This is a genomic window from Mesorhizobium sp. LHD-90, assembly GCF_030929505.1.
Lineage (GTDB): Bacteria > Pseudomonadota > Alphaproteobacteria > Rhizobiales > Rhizobiaceae > Kumtagia.
Genome location: NZ_JAVFVV010000027.1, coordinates 51,184 through 66,627, shown reverse-complemented (window position 1 = coordinate 66,627; position 15,444 = coordinate 51,184). Strand labels below are relative to the sequence as shown.

At 64.6% G+C, this 15,444-nt stretch carries 16 protein-coding genes; 7 read left to right on the top strand and 9 right to left on the bottom strand.

The window, feature by feature from the left end:
- Positions 1 to 273, top strand: a 273-nt coding sequence (locus RB623_RS27235) for a hypothetical protein (protein ID WP_308060264.1), incomplete at its 5' end; no start/stop codon positions are given.
- 28 nt (positions 274 to 301) lie between these two features.
- Entirely contained in the window at positions 302 to 727 is a 426-nt protein-coding gene (locus RB623_RS27230) for an HIT family protein (protein WP_308060263.1), read from the top strand.
- 176 nt (positions 728 to 903) lie between these two features.
- Here RB623_RS27230 and RB623_RS27225 read toward each other — a convergent pair whose 3' ends face one another.
- From RB623_RS27225 to RB623_RS27215, 3 genes are all read right to left on the bottom strand, one after another.
- Positions 904 to 1,254, bottom strand: coding sequence for an AzlD domain-containing protein (locus RB623_RS27225; RefSeq protein WP_308060262.1), 351 nt, complete (start codon positions 1,252 to 1,254; stop codon positions 904 to 906).
- The gene (locus RB623_RS27220; RefSeq protein WP_308060261.1) at positions 1,251 to 1,997 is read right to left on the bottom strand and encodes an AzlC family ABC transporter permease; all 747 of its coding nucleotides are present in this window, start codon (positions 1,995 to 1,997) and stop codon (positions 1,251 to 1,253) included. Before RB623_RS27220 ends, RB623_RS27225 begins: the two co-directional genes overlap by 4 nt.
- Positions 1,998 to 2,179: 182 nt before the next feature.
- On the bottom strand, positions 2,180 to 3,061 hold the full coding sequence (locus tag RB623_RS27215; protein WP_308060260.1) for an EamA family transporter: 882 nt from the start codon (positions 3,059 to 3,061) through the stop codon (positions 2,180 to 2,182).
- A 270-nt stretch (positions 3,062 to 3,331) separates the two neighbouring features.
- Here RB623_RS27215 and RB623_RS27210 point away from each other — a divergent pair, with 270 nt between their 5' ends.
- Both RB623_RS27210 and RB623_RS27205 read left to right on the top strand, forming a co-directional pair.
- Positions 3,332 to 3,802, top strand: coding sequence for an Lrp/AsnC family transcriptional regulator (locus RB623_RS27210; protein WP_308060259.1), 471 nt, complete (start codon positions 3,332 to 3,334; stop codon positions 3,800 to 3,802).
- 156 nt (positions 3,803 to 3,958) lie between these two features.
- On the top strand, positions 3,959 to 5,533 hold the full coding sequence (locus RB623_RS27205) for an oleate hydratase (RefSeq protein ID WP_308060258.1): 1,575 nt from the start codon (positions 3,959 to 3,961) through the stop codon (positions 5,531 to 5,533).
- A gap of 68 nt (positions 5,534 to 5,601) precedes the next feature.
- Here the strand turns inward: RB623_RS27205 and clpA are convergent, their stop codons facing one another.
- The 3 genes from clpA to RB623_RS27190 form a co-directional block, all read right to left on the bottom strand.
- Positions 5,602 to 8,082: an ATP-dependent Clp protease ATP-binding subunit ClpA gene (gene clpA / locus RB623_RS27200; RefSeq protein ID WP_308060257.1), complete on the bottom strand. Its 2,481-nt coding sequence runs from the start codon at positions 8,080 to 8,082 to the stop codon at positions 5,602 to 5,604.
- 11 nt (positions 8,083 to 8,093) lie between these two features.
- On the bottom strand, positions 8,094 to 8,423 hold the full coding sequence (gene clpS / locus RB623_RS27195; protein WP_308060256.1) for an ATP-dependent Clp protease adapter ClpS: 330 nt from the start codon (positions 8,421 to 8,423) through the stop codon (positions 8,094 to 8,096).
- A 262-nt stretch (positions 8,424 to 8,685) separates the two neighbouring features.
- Positions 8,686 to 9,015 (bottom strand): phasin family protein, encoded by a 330-nt coding sequence (locus RB623_RS27190; RefSeq protein ID WP_308060255.1) that lies wholly within the window; start codon positions 9,013 to 9,015, stop codon positions 8,686 to 8,688.
- A 275-nt stretch (positions 9,016 to 9,290) separates the two neighbouring features.
- On the opposite strand from RB623_RS27190, the gene RB623_RS27185 reads away from it, so the two are divergent.
- Positions 9,291 to 10,670, top strand: a complete 1,380-nt coding sequence (locus RB623_RS27185) for a D-alanyl-D-alanine carboxypeptidase (RefSeq protein ID WP_308060254.1) — start codon at positions 9,291 to 9,293, stop codon at positions 10,668 to 10,670.
- A gap of 93 nt (positions 10,671 to 10,763) precedes the next feature.
- On the opposite strand, the gene RB623_RS27180 is transcribed toward RB623_RS27185, so the two are convergent.
- Together RB623_RS27180 and RB623_RS27175 are read right to left on the bottom strand one after the other, a co-directional pair.
- Positions 10,764 to 11,462, bottom strand: coding sequence for a DnaJ domain-containing protein (locus RB623_RS27180; protein WP_308060253.1), 699 nt, complete (start codon positions 11,460 to 11,462; stop codon positions 10,764 to 10,766).
- The gene (locus RB623_RS27175) at positions 11,459 to 12,184 is read right to left on the bottom strand and encodes a VWA domain-containing protein (protein WP_308060266.1); all 726 of its coding nucleotides are present in this window, start codon (positions 12,182 to 12,184) and stop codon (positions 11,459 to 11,461) included. Before RB623_RS27175 ends, RB623_RS27180 begins: the two co-directional genes overlap by 4 nt.
- A 118-nt stretch (positions 12,185 to 12,302) precedes the next feature.
- Here RB623_RS27175 and RB623_RS27170 point away from each other — a divergent pair, with 118 nt between their 5' ends.
- Both RB623_RS27170 and RB623_RS27165 read left to right on the top strand, forming a co-directional pair.
- Positions 12,303 to 12,683 (top strand): YkvA family protein, encoded by a 381-nt coding sequence (locus RB623_RS27170; protein ID WP_308060252.1) that lies wholly within the window; start codon positions 12,303 to 12,305, stop codon positions 12,681 to 12,683.
- 141 nt (positions 12,684 to 12,824) lie between these two features.
- Positions 12,825 to 14,084, top strand: a complete 1,260-nt coding sequence (locus RB623_RS27165; RefSeq protein WP_308060251.1) for a DUF2865 domain-containing protein — start codon at positions 12,825 to 12,827, stop codon at positions 14,082 to 14,084.
- On the opposite strand, the gene gltX is transcribed toward RB623_RS27165, so the two are convergent.
- Complete coding sequence (gene gltX, locus RB623_RS27160; RefSeq protein WP_308060250.1) at positions 14,002 to 15,378, bottom strand: glutamate--tRNA ligase; 1,377 nt, start codon at positions 15,376 to 15,378, stop codon at positions 14,002 to 14,004. The two genes, RB623_RS27165 and gltX, sit on opposite strands and share 83 nt — an antisense overlap.
- Between the last annotated feature and the right edge of the window lie 66 nt (positions 15,379 to 15,444).

Below are 15,444 nucleotides of genomic sequence, written 5' to 3'. Positions count from 1 at the left end.
GATAACGTCAAGGCGAGAGCGTCGGGAGACAGCGACATCGAAGGATCCTTCTTTGGCGAGACGAATCCTTCATTCCAACTGATTCTCGGCCTCTCGCCTAATCACTGTCGTGTAGTGTGGCATAACCGGCGCGAATCGCTTGATTCGGGACCGATTTTTGGCCCGATGTGGTTGACGTGGAGGCCGGTGAACTTGGCGGGAACGTCCAAAAGCTTCACGCGGAGCCGCCTTGCCGACTGGCGGGCGGAAGCCCGATTCGCTATTGCGGAATGAGACGCTCTCATTGCCCGGAGGTTCGCCAATGTCCACCGCCTACGACCCCGACAACGTCTTTGCCAAGATCCTCCGCGGCGAGATTCCGTCGCACAAGCTTTATGAGGACGAGGCGACTTTCGCTTTCATGGACATCATGCCGAGGGGCGACGGCCATTGCCTGGTGATCCCCAAAAAACCCTCGCGCAATATCCTGGACGTGGCGCCCGACAGTCTCGCTGCTGTTGCTGCGACAACGCAAAAATTGGCGCGCGCCGTGGTCAAGGCGTTTTCCGCCGATGGTGTGACGGTGCAGCAGTTCAACGAACCGGCCGGCGGGCAAGTCGTGTTCCACCTGCATGTCCACATTCTTCCGCGCTTCGACGGCGTGGCGCTGAAGCCACATACCGGCCAGATGGAGAAGCCGGAAGTGCTGGCGGCCAATGCGGAGAAGATTCGAAAGGCGCTGGGGTGATCCTCCCCTAAGGGAGGGTCGCGGAGAAATCCGAGCGGAACGCGAGGATTTTGACGCGGGGTGGGGTCGGTGATGAAGCGCTCCATCCTGAAGCGACCCCACCCCGGCTCACTCAACTCCACTTCGTTGCGTTGGCTCGCCGACCCTCCCCTCAAGGGGGAGGGTAAGCGGCGCAGCTACCACCCTACCGCCATCCCCGCGATGAGCACGGCCTCGCCGGCGACGATGCCGACGAGCATGCGTTTTCCCGAAAGCAGATAGGCGGCAAAGCCGGCGGCCGCGGCGCCGATGCGCAGCGCCGGCGCCGTCTCGGCCAGCGAGCCGCTGGGAAACACGATGAGGTTGCCGATGACGGCGGCGACAAGCGCGGTGGCGACGGCGCGCACGAATACCAGCGCTTCCGATTCTTCCGGGATGCGGCCGCCGAAATGCACGCCGAGGAAACGCCAGACGTCGGTCGCCAGGCCCCCGCCGATCAGGATGAACAGATAGGGCCACCATGCCGCGTCGATCGCTTCGAACGTCATGGGGCGGCGCGCCTCGCCGTCAGAAGATGGAACGCGAAGGCAATGATGCCACCGACCAGCCCGGCGGCGAGCAGGTCGAAGCCCGGCCAGACCGTGTGGAAGACGGGCCCGAGCACCAAGCCAGCAAGCATAGCGACATGGCCGGCCTTTTCGCGCGCGGAGCCCCAGAGCGAAGTGAGGAAATAGATCGGCGTCAGGAAGAGCAATGCCGCCGTGACCGGTCCCGGCAGGCCACCAACCAACAGGTAGACGACGCCGACCAGCAGCGTGTTGGTGACGAGCAGCGTCGATCCGAGGCCGGCGAACCAGGCGGTGCGCGCCTCGCGCGGCACCTTGCGGACGCGCTCCATGGCCAGCACCCAGGAGGTGACGGCGACGAAATGCGACAGGATGTAAAGCGTGAGCCTTCCGGTGCGCGCGGCCCTGAGTTCCGGCATCAGCGCCACCACCATCGGCATCATGCGGAAGGACGACAGCGCCACCGCGAAGGCTGCCCAGAACAGCGACGCGCCGGACAGGATGGCGCCGATCAGCACCACATTGGCCGGCAGCGCCCATGCGGCCGCCGTCATGAACATGGTTTCGCCCAGCGAGAATCCGGATTCCTTGGCCAGGCCGGCAAAGCCCACATAGGCGGTTGCGAGAATCCAGCCAGGCACCGAAAACGCCGCCGCCGCGCCGCGAAGATACCAGCGGCGGCCGTCTTGCGGCGATGGTGGGGGGAAGGACTCGGCGCCTGACATGAGGCCGCCGCTTAGCATGGGATTTTGTCGGAGTCAGCCCAAGGGGCTTGCCACGTGAAGGCGGGCCGCAACGCCGGCCTTTAGTGTCTTAGTCGGCGCGAAATTATCCGCATTTGGCGCCCGGGTGACCTGTCTCGGCCGGCGCGGCCCGGCGCTCCGCCGCGCCATGGAACGCGGGTATTTCAAGCCTTCCCGGATTCGTCATCCGGGCGCACCTGCCGGTGCAGCGCCACGCCGACCATCACCAGCGCGATGCCGGCAAGGTCGCGCGCGGACGGAATCTGCGCCAGCACGATAGCGGCGATGGCCGTCGCGGTGGCAGGCAGCAGCGCCAGCATCAACGCGAATGTGGCGCGCGGCAGCCGCGACATTGCGAGTTGGTCGGAGATGTAGGGGATCACCGAGGAGCAGAGGCCGACGCCGACGCCGGCGAGGATCAGTTGCGGCGCCGAAAACGCCTTCAGCGCCTGCATGAAGCCGAACGGAAAGGCGACGACCAGCGCCACTGCCATCGCCGCACCCAGCGTCTCGACGCCCTGCCCCGCGCCGCGTTCGGCGATACGGTGGCCGAGCACGATGTAGAGGCCGAACAGCGCCGCGTTGAGGGCGGAGAAGCCGAGGCCGAGGAAATCGGACGACCATTTTATGTCGATCAGAACAGCCACGCCGGCGGCGGTGAGCGACAGCGCCACCAGATTGCGCCGCGTGCGCAAGCCGTAGAAGGCTATAAGAATGGTGCTGACGAATTCCATCGCCGCGACCAGGCTCATCGGCAGGCGCTCGAGCGCCAGATAGAAGGAAAAATTCATCGCAGCCAGCGTCAGGCCGAGCGCGATGAGCAGCCACCGCGTGCGCCGGTCCGCCAGCCGGATCGTGCGCAGGGGGCGCGTGAACGGCGCGAAGATCAGGGCGGCGGACGCGATGCGCATCCAGGCGACGCCGTAGACGCCGACTGCGGGAAACAGCAGCACGGCGAAGGACGGGCCAAGATAATGGAACACGGCGCTGACCCCGAACCAGGCCTGCGGCGGGATCTTTTCGGCGGCGCGGTCGAGGGCGGACATGCGGGGCTCCTGCGGGGATGTGATATCGGCGTAAGCACCCCCACTCCGGCCCTTCGGGCCACCTCTCCCCCCAAGAGGGGTAAAGGAAACCAAGCTGGAGAGGCGCCGGCATCGCGGCGGCGCCCTTCCTCTACCCTCTTGGGGGGAGAGGTGGCCCGAAGGGCCGGAGTGGGGGGTGCTTGGAACAGTTTCGCAAGGTGGAGCAGCACTTTCATAGGAACGACAAAAGGCGTATCCTCTGAATAGCTTCCATTTCCAAAGGCATTGGTCATGAAACGCCTTCGATATGAAGACGGTCCTCTGGACGCGGTGGATGCGCGCCTGCTGAGGGCGCTGGCGGAGGATGCGCGTACCAGCGTCGCCGAACTGGCGCGGCTGGTCGGGCTTTCGGCGCCGAGCGTTTCGGAGCGGCTGAAGCGGTTGGAGGAAAGCGGCGTGATCAAAGGCTACGCGGCGACGATCGATCCCGCGGCGCTTGGCCTGCCGCTGGCCGCCTGGCTGCGCATCAGGCCGCTGCCGGGCGAGTTGAAGCGTGTCGCCGAGATCCTGCGCGGACTGCCGGAGATCGTCGAATGCGACCGCATCACCGGCGACGACTGTTTCATCGCCAAGGCGCATGTGCGGTCCGTCGAGCATCTGGAAGAGATCATCGACGGGATCATTCCCCACGCGATGACCAACACGTCGATCATCCAGTCATCGCCGGTGGAACGCCGGCTGCCGCCGATCGGCGTGGCATAAGGCTGCAAGGTCCCGGAGCGGTCGCCCCGGTCGCATTGCTTCGCGCCTTCCGTCCGCCCGAAGATCGGACGCCATGTGTCATTCTCTTCCCCGGAAACATTGATAAGTTGTGGCCGTTGCCCGTCAGGAGGCAATGCCATCGATGGAGGACAGGCCATGAGCAGATATTATTTTGTCGGTAGTGGCATTGCAGCGCTTGCCGGCGCGGCGTTTTTGATCCGGGACGCAAAGGTATCGGGAAAAGATATTGTAATACTGGAAGAATCTCACGACTTTGGCGGCGCCTTCGACGCTCACGGCGACGCGAAGAAAGGCTATTTCATGAGCGGCAGCCGGATGTTCGAGGCGCACTATGTCTGCACCTTCGCATTGCTGGACACGATCCCTTCGGTCAGCAATCCGAATATCTCCATCAAGAAGGAGACCGAACTCGCGGACAAGGACGCGCACTGGTTCAACCATACGCGCCTGGTCGATCGCGACGGGAAAATTCCCGACTTCCACACGATGGGGTTCGACGAGCGCGACCGTCTCGATCTGATCAGGATCATGAGCACCCCGGAAGACAGGCTGGATGGCAAGCGCATCAGCGACTGTTTCGACAATCACTTCTTCCAGACCAATTTCTGGTATGAGTGGTGCACGCTGTTCGCCTTCGAAAGATGGCACAGCGCCATCGAGTTCAAGCGCTATCTCCTGCGCTTCGTTCACCACTTTTCGACAATCGATACCCAGGAAGGCATCTATCGCACCAAGTACAACCAGTACGACGCCATCGCCGTGCCGCTGGTGCAATGGCTGCGGTCGCACGACGTCGAGTTCCGCTTCCACACGAGGGTCACCGATCTCGACTTCGCATCGGGACAACTGATCACGGTTACCGGGCTGCACTGCCAGTCCAGGGACAGCGACAAGGCCAAGCGCATCGAAATCGAGGAGGCCGACCGCGTCTTCGTGACCAATGGCTCGATGACCGCCGACAAGCATTTCGGCGCGACCGACAAGCCGGCCGTGCTGGAGCGCGACAAGAAAGCCGGCGCCTGGCAGCTATGGGAAAAGCTCGCCCAGGGCAGGCCTGAATTCGGCAATCCTCTGGTGTTCAACGACAATATCGGCGAATCGTCGTGGATATCCTGCTCGGTCACATGCAAAAACCCGCTGTTCCTGCAACTCATTGAGCACTTCACAGGGCGTAAGCCGGGCACCGGCGGCCTCATTACCTTCAAGGATTCGAACTGGCTGCTCACCGCTTCGGTCTTTTACCAGCCGTTCTTCGTGAACCAGCCCGACGACGTCGCGGTGTGGTGGTTCTACGCGCTCTTTCACGACCGTCCCGGCGACTATGTGAAGAAGACGATGGCCGAATGCACCGGCAGGGAGATGCTGGAGGAACTCCTCGGTCACCTGCATTTCAGCGAGGCCGACAAGAAGACGATCCTCGATACATCGGTCGCCATCCCTTGCATGATGCCCTACATCACCAGCCAGTTCATGGTGCGAACCGGCAAGGACCGGCCAAGGATCGTGCCCGATCGCTCGACGAACCTGGCCTTCATCGGCCAGTTCGCGGAACAGCCCGACGATGTCGTCTTCACCGTGGAATATTCCATCCGCGGCGCGCAGTCGGCCGTCTACGAACTGCTCAATCTCGATCTCGAGGTGCCGCCGGTTTACAAGGGGATGCACGATCCGCGTGTGGTCGTCGATGCCATCCGCACGCTCCACCGCTGAATTGACGAGACAACAAAAAGAGCTGTCGTTTCTGACCGCCCCTCCTTGTCGAACACGGGTCGCCAGGCTCAGCCCTTCCTGGGCAGTTGCGGCACGAGACTGCGCTTGGCACCGCCGTCCTTGGCGGGCGGCAGTTGCTTGGGCTTCTGGGCGACGGCCTTCTTGGCGGTGGCTTTCTTCGCCGCTGTCTTGCGGACCGGCTTGCTGCGCGGCTCCTCTTCCTTCTTCGGCTTGACCGGGATCTCGTCGGCCAGCGCGTCGAGCTTCAGGCCCTTCTCGCCGTTGTCCCGGGTCTCTACGGTGACGCGCACCGTGCCGCCCTTCTTCAGCTTGCCGAACAGCACCTCGTCGGCCAGTGGCTTCTTGATGTGCTCCTGGATGACGCGGGCGAGCGGCCGGGCGCCCATGCGCTCGTCATAACCCTTGTCGGCCAGCCAGGCGATCGCCTCTGGCGCGAGGTCGAAGGTGACGCCGCGGTCGGAAAGCTGGGCCTCCAGCTGCATCACGAACTTCTGCACGACCTGGTGGATGACCGGCACCGGCAGCGAGCCGAACGGGATGATCGCGTCGAGGCGGTTGCGGAACTCCGGCGTGAACAGCCGGTTGATCGCCTCCAAATCGTCGCCCTCGCGCTTGGTCGAGCCGAAGCCGATCGCCGCGCGCTGCGCGTCCGACGCGCCCGCATTGGTGGTCATGATCAGGATGACGTTGCGGAAGTCGATCGACTTGCCGTTGTGGTCGGTCAGCTTGCCGTGGTCCATGACCTGCAACAGGATGTTGAACAGGTCGGGATGGGCCTTCTCGACCTCGTCGAGCAGCAGCACGCAATGCGGATGCTGGTCGACGCCGTCTGTCAACAGGCCGCCCTGGTCGAAGCCGACATAGCCGGGAGGCGCGCCGATCAGGCGGCTGACAGTGTGGCGCTCCATATATTCCGACATGTCGAAACGCAGCAGCTCGACGCCGAGCGACGAAGCAAGCTGCTTCGCCACCTCGGTCTTGCCGACGCCGGTCGGGCCGGAGAACAGGTAGCAGCCGATCGGCTTCTCCGGCTCGCGCAGCCCTGCCCGCGCCAGCTTGATCGCCGAGGACAGCGCCGAGATGGCGGTATCCTGGCCGTAGACGACGCGGCGCAGTTCGGCATCGAGGTTCGCCAGAACCTGCTCGTCGTCGGCCGACACGGTCTTCGGCGGGATGCGCGCCATGGTGGCGACGGTCGCCTCGATCTCCTTGATGGTGATCGTCTTCTTGCGCTTCGCCTCAGGCAGCAGCATCTGCGAGGCGCCGGTCTCGTCGATCACGTCGATCGCCTTGTCCGGCAGTTTCCGGTCGTTGATGTAACGAGCCGAAAGCTCCACCGCCGCCTTGATGGCTTCGTTGGTGAACTTCACCTGGTGGAAATCCTCATAATAGGGTTTCAGCCCCTTCATGATGGCGATCGTGTCCTCGATCGTCGGCTCCTTCACGTCGATCTTCTGGAAGCGCCGCACCAGCGCGCGGTCCTTCTCGAAGAACTGGCGGAATTCCTTGTAGGTGGTGGAGCCGATGCAGCGGATCGCGCCCGACGACAACGCCGGCTTCAACAGGTTGGATGCATCCATCGCGCCGCCGGAGGTTGCGCCAGCGCCGATGACGGTATGAATCTCGTCGATGAACAGGATGGCGCCCGGGAATTCTTCCAGTTCCTTGACGACCTGCTTCAGGCGCTCCTCGAAATCGCCGCGATAGCGGGTTCCGGCGAGCAGCGTACCCATGTCGAGCGCGAAGATGGTGGCGCCCGCCAGCACCTTCGGCACGTCGCCCTCGACGATGCGCTTGGCGAGGCCCTCGGCGATGGCCGTCTTGCCGACGCCGGGATCGCCCACATAGAGCGGGTTGTTCTTGGAACGGCGGCAGAGGATCTGGATGGTGCGGTTGATCTCGGATTCGCGGCCGATCAGCGGATCGATCTTGCCGGCCTTGGCCTTCTTGTTGAGGTCCACGCAATAGGCGGTCAACGCATCCTGCTGCTTCTTCTTGCCGTTGCCGGACTCCTCGGCCTCGCCGCTGCCCTGCGCGCCGTTCTGCTCTTCCTCGGCGCCGCGCGGCGTGCGGCTCTCGCTCGATCCCGGACGCTTGGCGATGCCGTGCGAGATGTAGTTGACCGCGTCGTAGCGGGTCATCTGCTGTTCCTGCAGGAAATAGGCGGCGTGGCTTTCGCGCTCGGCGAAGATGGCGACGAGCACGTTGGCGCCCGAAACCTCGTCGCGCCCGGACGACTGCACATGGATGACGGCGCGCTGGATGACGCGCTGGAAGCCGGCGGTCGGCTTGGAATCCTCGTCGTAGCCGGTGACGAGATTGTCGAGTTCGGTGTCGATGTAGTTGAGCACCGTGCGGCGCAACTCGTCGAGATCGACGTTGCAGGCGCGCATGACCGCGCCCGCCTCCGCGTCGTCGATCAGCGCCAGCAGCAGGTGCTCGAGCGTGGCGTATTCGTGGTGGCGCTCATTGGCGAAGGTGAGGGCCTGATGAAGGGCCTTTTCAAGCCCCGGGGAGAAAGCCGGCATTTAGAGACCTCTCACTTCTTTTCCATCACGCATTGCAGCGGATGCTGATTCTGACGGGCGAAATCCATGACCTGGGCCACCTTGGTCTCGGCCACTTCGAATGTATAGACGCCGCATTCGCCCACCCCGTGATTGTGGACATGAAGCATGATGCGTGTGGCGCTTTCGCGATCCTTCTGGAAAAACCGCTCCAGAATGTGGATCACGAACTCCATCGGCGTGTAGTCGTCGTTCAGGATCAGGACGCGATAGAGGCTGGGCTTCTTGGTCTTCGGTTTGGTGCGCGTGATCACGGCCGTGCCGCGTCCGGGGCCCTGCCCGCCACGGTCGCCGTTTTGCATTCTCGCCACTCGCCGCGCCGTGGCTTCCCCGCCTTGTCTCACAGATCCTTTCCTTCCGCGGACCGTTTCGCCCGCCCGTCACATGTAGGTCGCTGTGTTCTGATTTTAAGCCCTTCTATTGGGGAGACAATATGGTTGCGTCGCCTCGCCGCCATCTCCCCGACGATTGATGGGTTGGCGGGCAACAAAAAACCCGGCTGCGGGGGGCAGCCGGGTCTGCCGGCGAACCGGCGATCGGAGAAATCGACCGATGCCGGAGGCGTCACTTCGCCTTCACGACGAGCGATTCGAACGGCTTGTAGGCCTCCTTCGCCATGTCCGCGTAGAGTCCGGAAAGCTTGCTCGATTCGGCGACGAAACCCTCATAGGCCTTCCTGGCGTAGTCTGCCTGGATCTCGACGGCGTTTTCCAGCGACTTGGCCGAAAACAGCTTCTCGAAGGTCGCTGCGCCGGTCTCGTAGGACTTTTTGGTGTAGTCGGTTGCCTCGGCGACGATCGCCTGGGCTGCCTTGGAGACCGAGGCAAAGCTCTTCAGGCCGTTGTCGACGAACTCCTTGCCGAACGCGCCGGCATCTTCAAACATCGGGGTCATGAACACTCCTCGTGGGGGTGGGCGGGGCGTTATATGCACCGCCCACAGGCTATTGTGCATTGCACAAGGCGTCAAGGGAGGCCTGGCCGCGCAAGGTTTTGAGGAGCCTGGCGAAGGCTAAAGTTCGATTTAACAGAGGCTAAATCGCGCCGGAATTCCTGAACGTTCTGGTTACCATAAACGGATTGGTAACGCGCCCAGCCTACTATGCGGGATCGAGGCAGGGACCTTTGCCGCCTCTCCGGGTGCAACAACAATCTCAAAGGGTGTTAACAGTGCGTCAGGCGACCGCAGCGCGTTTCTTCAAGGCATTCTCCCTCAAGACCATAGCTGCCGGCCTGATCGCCGCGGTCATGAGCCTGGCGCCGACCGCCGCAACGGCGGCTGACTCGCGCTATGCGGCGATCGTGGTGGACGCCAACACCGGCAAGACGCTGTTCTCAGCCAACTCCAATTCGCGGCGATACCCGGCATCGCTCACCAAGATGATGACGCTTTATCTCACCTTCGAAGCGATGAAGCAGGGCCGGATCAAGAAGTCGACCCCGGTCCGCTTCTCCTCCCAGGCGGCGGCGCAGCCGCCGACCAAGCTCGGCGTCAAGGCCGGCAAATCCATTTCGGTCGAGACCGCGATCTATTCGCTGATCACCCGCTCGGCCAACGACTCCGCCGAGGCGCTGGCCGAGTTGCTTGGCGGTTCGGAAGCCGGCTTCGCCCGCATGATGACGTCGAAGGCCCGGGCGCTCGGTATGGAAGGCACCGTGTTCCGCAACCCGCACGGCCTGCCCAACACCGCGCAGTTCACCACCGCGCGCGACATGGCGACGCTGGGCATGGCGCTGCGCGAGCACTTCCCGCAATATTATTCCTATTTCTCGGTGCGTTCCTTCACCTACGGCAAACAGCGCATCGCCAACCACAACCGGCTGCTCGGCAAGATCAAGGGGGTCGACGGCATCAAGACCGGCTACACGCGCGCCTCCGGCTTCAACCTTGTCTCGTCGGTGTCGGACGGCAACCGCCGCATCGTCGCCGTGGTCATGGGCGGCCAGAGCGCGGCCAGCCGCGACCGGCAGATGGCCGGACTGATCGAGGAATACCTGCCCAAGGCCAGCAGCCGCAAGGGCGGCCCGCTGGTGGCCAACGCCAACAACAGCACGATCATGGACGTCGCCAAGGCTATCCTGTCGAAGAAGAAGGCGCCGACGCCGCAGGCCCGGCCCGACGACGATCAGGACGCGGAAGTCGCCGCCTTCGTCGAACGCACCGAGGAAGGGCGCCCCGCCACCAAGGCGGCGGCAAAGATCGCCGCGGCCGAGACCACCGCGACCGCAGTCGTCGAGGAGGCCTATGCGACGCCGCGTCCCTCCGTCGACGTCGATACGCTCAAGACCGCCTCGGTCGAGCCCTCTGGCTGGGTGATCCAGGTGGCTTCGTCCCCGAGCAAGGCGGAAGCCGCCAAGGCGCTGGAGGCCGCGGCGCGCAAGGCGCCACAGGTGCTGGCCGCCGCGTCGAGCTACACCGTGCCCTACGACAAGGACGGCGTAACCTATCACCGCGCCCGCTTCGCCGGCTTCGACACCAAGGCGGCGGCGTGGAAGGCCTGCAGCCAGTTGAAGAAGAAGGACATGGGCTGCTACGCGGTCCAGAACTAGCCGGATTCGGGCCGAGGCTGGCCTGAAACCGGGCGGCAAACCGAAAGCAAGACGTTCGTACTTGTTCCGAATCTGTATCGAGTATCGGGAGAGTTAGTGGTGATTGGCGAGAAGGACATCCTTGGCTTCGTTGATCCTCGCCGCGAGGAACGACGTCCCCCCGAGGTCGGGGTGCAGGCGCTGCATCAGGCGGCGATGCGCCTTGCGGATATCCGCCGGGGAGGCCCCCGCTTCAAGACCAAGGATCTCGTAGGCCTCCTGCTTAGTCATGGCGCCCGCACCTGGCGCAACTCGCTGCCCGTCGCCAGCCTGCGCCTTCGCGTGTTCGCGCCAGGCGGGAAACCTGCCGTCAAGATACGTCTCAAGTAGCTGGCGGCTCTCCGGGTCGCCCTTCAGGTCCTCGTATAGCTCGCGAAGCTCCCTGAGCGACATGGTGCCGAGCATGCGCTGCTCGTGACGCCCGGCCAGCACCATTCCTTCCAGTTTGCCTGTATCGTGGTCGAGTTCCATCTCCAGCGCCGCGGTACGCACGCTGGAGCGTTTTCCTGCCGTCCTGGGTCTTGCCGGCGTCCCGAGACGCGAGGCGCCATACCAGGCGAGCGCCAGCGAAAACAGCAGCCCTCCCACCCCTGCCCTGCCGGCCAGCAGCAGCAAAAGGCCGGACAGGCCGAGCACCAGCGGTCCGGCCGTCCGCAGCGTCCTGGCAAGCTTGACGGGGTTGGCCCTGATGAAGGCGGTGGCGACCAGGAATATGGCCAGCAGAACGACGAGGCCGCCGATCGCGTAGCTCATCTGCCGCCGCCGCTCCGCAAATGTTCGATCAGCAATCTGTCCTCCGGCAGGTTGCGCGCTTCCAGCGCCTTGAGCCCTCCAGCGGCGAAGACTGCCACCGAAGCCAGCAGCTTCGCAAGCTTGGCCGCAGCACTCCGGTCGAAGCGGAACCAGGCGCCCTTGGTCAGGCGGGCGATCTCGCGGAACGCCGCTTCGGCGGCGGCGTCATTGCCTTCCTGGAAAACGAAGACCGGCACGCCGCGCAACCCGAGTTTTCCGGCGAGTTCCGCCAGCCGGTCGATCTCCTCCTCGAAAGCGTCGCCGATGAAGACCAGCGCGTCGACCTTCTGATGGGCAGTCTCCTTCAGCGCATGGGAGAGGATTTTCCGAAGCTGTGTGTGGCCGGCGCGGCAATCGATGCGGGTCATAAGATCCTTCAGCGCACCGGTGTCGCGGACGAAGGCAGAGGCGCGGCACTCGGAGAAGCCGCGGAAATAAACGAGCTGCACGGCGAGTCCGCCGGCCTTGCCGGCCGCGTCGAACATCTCGCCCTGCAGGCGGCAGGCGAGATCCCAGGTCGGCTGGCGGCTCATGGTGGCGTCGAGCGCCAGGATCAGCCGGCCTTTCGCCGGCCCGTTGGCCGCCGCGACAGTCTTGGCAAGCCGAACGAAATCGTCGATCTCGCGCGAGCCGGAGCGCTCGACCGACCTGCCCGAACCCGTGGTGAGACTGTCCTTGGCCATGCAGGAAAAATGTGTCGGCGGCGGGCGGCTTGCAAGATGATTCGCCAAAAGGCGGGTCATCACCATTCGTCCATCCGGCCGTTGGCGAACATCCCAGCGGCCGCTATTCTCGGCGGCCGTGTTTTCCAGGCTGAAGTCATGGGCGCGTTCGGTAAGGCGCGACGCCTTCGCGGTCTATCTTGCCGCGCGCGATCCGCGCACGCCCTGGTACGCCAAGGCTCTTGCATTTTGTGTCGCGGCCTATGCGCTTTCGCCGATCGATCTCATTCCGGATTTCATTCCGGTCCTCGGCTATCTCGACGACCTCATCCTGCTGCCGCTGGGCATCGTGGCAGTCGTCAGGATGATTCCGCCCGAAGTGATGGCCGAGCACCGGAAGGCAGCGGCAATCGCCGCAGAGCGGCCGGTGGCTCGAAGCGCGGCCGCGGTCATCATATGCCTGTGGGCGGTTTCGATCGGGCTGGCGATCCTGTTGGCGAGCAGTTTGTTCCTCGAATAGCCGGATTGCCTGCCCGAGGCGCCGGCGAGCCGAAGTTGTCGCGAAGGACCGGTGGGTGGTAGGTTCGAGAATCGCCGCGATGCGCCCAACCTTCTCAACAGCTTGTATGGTGCGGCGGACACCATGGGCCCGGGAGCCGGAATGAAGGGTTTTGGGATCGGGTTGGGCGGCGCCGCGATTGTCGCGGCGGCTATCCTGCTTGTTTCCACGCCAGCCCTGGAGGCACAAGGCGCAACGCGCATCTGCCGGCAGTTGGAGGCCGAGCTCGCCAGCGGCGGCGGCGGATCGGCGCGGGCCGGCCGCTACGACGCGGCCATTGCCAAACAGCGCGAGCAGATGGCGATCGCCCGCGCCCAGGCCGAGGACGCAGGCTGCGGCTTCGCGCTGCTCGGGCGCGCCGTGCGGCAATGCGCGGCGCTGAACGCGACCATCGACCGCATGGTGCGCAACCTCGACAAACTACAGCGCCAACGCGACAGGATCGGCGGCGGTCGCTCGCGCGCCAGACTGCTGGCGGCGCTGGAGGCCAATGGCTGCCGCGACGAGCAGCCAACGGAAATGCCGCGCGAGGCGATGGCCGATCCCGACCCGGACGAAACACCGAAGACGCCGCTAGAAATGATGCTGGAAGAAGGCGACGTGGAAGAATACCCGCCGCTGCAGGCGCGCGTCGGCGAAACCTATCAGACCATGTGCGTGCGCACCTGCGACGGCTACTTTTTCCCGATCTCCTACGGTTCGGCCATTGGCGACTTCAGCCGCGACCTGACGAACTGCGAGACCTCCTGCCCCGGAACCGAGATGCAGGTGTTCTTCGGTCCGAGCGGCGTCGACGAGCCGGCGCAGATGGTGTCGACGCAGAGCGGTCGGCGTTATTCCGACCTGCCGACCGCCTTCCAGCACCAGCAGGCCGACGTGCCGCAGCCGCCCGGATGCGGCTGCAATCCGAAGAAGGATTTTAGCGTGATCGCAGGCGCGAAGCCGGCCAGCCGGCCCAGGGTCTGGCCGCCGGAGCCGCCCGCCGAACCGGCTGCGACGGACCAGGACGCGGCGCAGGACGGCGCTATCGCCGGCGGGCGGCCAGTTGCGCCGGTCCCGGCCCAGCGCCCGGATGTGGAAGGTGCGGACGTCGCCGCGACGGCGCCGGCCGGCGAGACACCACCCTTCGAGATCGCGCCGACGGAGGTTCCGCGGTCGAGCATCGTGAAGATCCCGCTGCCGGAAGCCGCCCAGCCGAAGCCGGACCCGGAGGCGGCTGCGCCGGCAAGCCCGGCAACGGCGAAATCCTCCAAGCCGGAAGATCCGGCCGGGCGAAAGGTCAGGGTCGTCGGGCCAAAGTTCCTTCCCGACCCAGAACCGGCAGCAGGCTCGCCAGATCCGGGCCCGGAAGAGGCCCGGTAAGCGCCTGCCGCAGCGGCAGGAACAGCGGCTTGCCCTTGCGTCCGGTGGCCTGCATGACCGTTTTCGTCCAGACCTTCCAGGTCGTTCCGTCCCACGGCTCTTCCGGCAGGAGTTCGAAGGCGGCGCGGACGAAGTCTCGGTCCTCGTCGGAAAATTCCGCCGGCGTCGCCGGTCCGTCGCGAAGAATCTTCCACCAGTTCAGCGCATCGGCGACGGTGTCGACATTGGCGCGCACCGCCAGCCAGAAGGCTTCCGCATTGTCGCCGGTCACGCCGAGCACCGCCAGCCGGTCGCGCGCTTCGGCGAAGGGCATGTGCTGGAGCAATGTGCGGTTCAGCGCGGTCAGATCGGCCGGGTCGAATTTCGCCGCCGATTTCGAGACGGAGGCCGGATCGAATTTCTCGGCCAGCTCCGCCATGGTCGGCACGGCTTCGGTGTTCTCCGACGTGCCGATCAGCACCGCCAGCGAGGCGACCGCCATCGGCTCGATGCCCTGTGCGCGCAGGCTGCCGATGGAGAGCGCGCCGGTGCGTTTCGACAGGCCGTCGCCGGTGCTGGTGGTCAGGAGATTGTGGTGGCCGAACCGCGGCGGCTCGGACCCCAGCGCCCGGAACAGCGCGATCTGCACGCCGGTGTTGGTGACGTGGTCGTCGCCGCGGATGACATGGGTCACGCCCATCTCGATGTCGTCGACCACCGAAGGCAACGTATAAAGATAGGTGCCGTCCTCGCGCACCAGCACCGGGTCCGACAGCGAGGCGAGGTCAACCGTCTCCTCGCCACGCACGACGTCAGTCCAGGTCACGTCGGTACGCACCGTCTTTTCCGGGTCGCCATCTTCATAGTTTGGCAGCAGGAAGCGCCAATGCGCCTTGCGGCCCTCGGCCTCGAACGCCGCCATTTCGGCCGACGTCAGCGCCAGCGCCTCGCGGCCGTAGACCGGCGGCAGTTTTCGCGACAGTCGCACCTTGCGGCGAAGTTCCAACTCCTCCGCGGTCTCGTAGCAGGGATAGAGCAGCCCAGCCGTCTTCAGACGCTCGACCGCGGCGTCGTAGTGCTCGAAGCGGCGCGACTGGTAGTCGGTGGCGTCGGGATAGATGCCCAGCCAGTGCAGGTCGTAAAGGATGGCGTTGGCGTATTCCTGCTTCGAGCGGGCGACATCGGTGTCGTCGAAGCGCTGGATGAAACGGCCTTTGTGCTTCAGCGCGAACAGCCAGTTGAAAAGCGCGGTACGCGCATTGCCAATGTGGATATTGCCCGTCGGGGACGGAGCGAAACGAACGGTCACGGTCATGGCGGGCGGGTTAAAGGAAGAACCGGGCCATTTCAAGATTCGGATGCCGGCGGCCTTGCCGCGGAG

Bases quoted from the DNA above. Each gene is read 5' to 3' on its own strand.
- gltX (WP_308060250.1), bottom strand. From the start codon at position 15,378: ATGACCGTGACCGTTCGTTTCGCTCCGTCCCCGACGGGCAATATCCAC.
- RB623_RS27215 (WP_308060260.1), bottom strand. From the start codon at position 3,061: ATGTCCGCCCTCGACCGCGCCGCCGAAAAGATCCCGCCGCAGGCCTGG.
- RB623_RS27230 (WP_308060263.1), top strand. From the start codon at position 302: ATGTCCACCGCCTACGACCCCGACAACGTCTTTGCCAAGATCCTCCGC.
- clpS (WP_308060256.1), bottom strand. From the start codon at position 8,423: ATGCAAAACGGCGACCGTGGCGGGCAGGGCCCCGGACGCGGCACGGCC.
- RB623_RS27190 (WP_308060255.1), bottom strand. From the start codon at position 9,015: ATGACCCCGATGTTTGAAGATGCCGGCGCGTTCGGCAAGGAGTTCGTC.
- RB623_RS27210 (WP_308060259.1), top strand. From the start codon at position 3,332: ATGAAACGCCTTCGATATGAAGACGGTCCTCTGGACGCGGTGGATGCG.
- RB623_RS27165 (WP_308060251.1), top strand. From the start codon at position 12,825: ATGAAGGGTTTTGGGATCGGGTTGGGCGGCGCCGCGATTGTCGCGGCG.
- RB623_RS27220 (WP_308060261.1), bottom strand. From the start codon at position 1,997: ATGTCAGGCGCCGAGTCCTTCCCCCCACCATCGCCGCAAGACGGCCGC.
- RB623_RS27180 (WP_308060253.1), bottom strand. From the start codon at position 11,462: ATGAGCTACGCGATCGGCGGCCTCGTCGTTCTGCTGGCCATATTCCTG.
- clpA (WP_308060257.1), bottom strand. From the start codon at position 8,082: ATGCCGGCTTTCTCCCCGGGGCTTGAAAAGGCCCTTCATCAGGCCCTC.
- RB623_RS27205 (WP_308060258.1), top strand. From the start codon at position 3,959: ATGAGCAGATATTATTTTGTCGGTAGTGGCATTGCAGCGCTTGCCGGC.
- RB623_RS27175 (WP_308060266.1), bottom strand. From the start codon at position 12,184: ATGGCCAAGGACAGTCTCACCACGGGTTCGGGCAGGTCGGTCGAGCGC.
- RB623_RS27225 (WP_308060262.1), bottom strand. From the start codon at position 1,254: ATGACGTTCGAAGCGATCGACGCGGCATGGTGGCCCTATCTGTTCATC.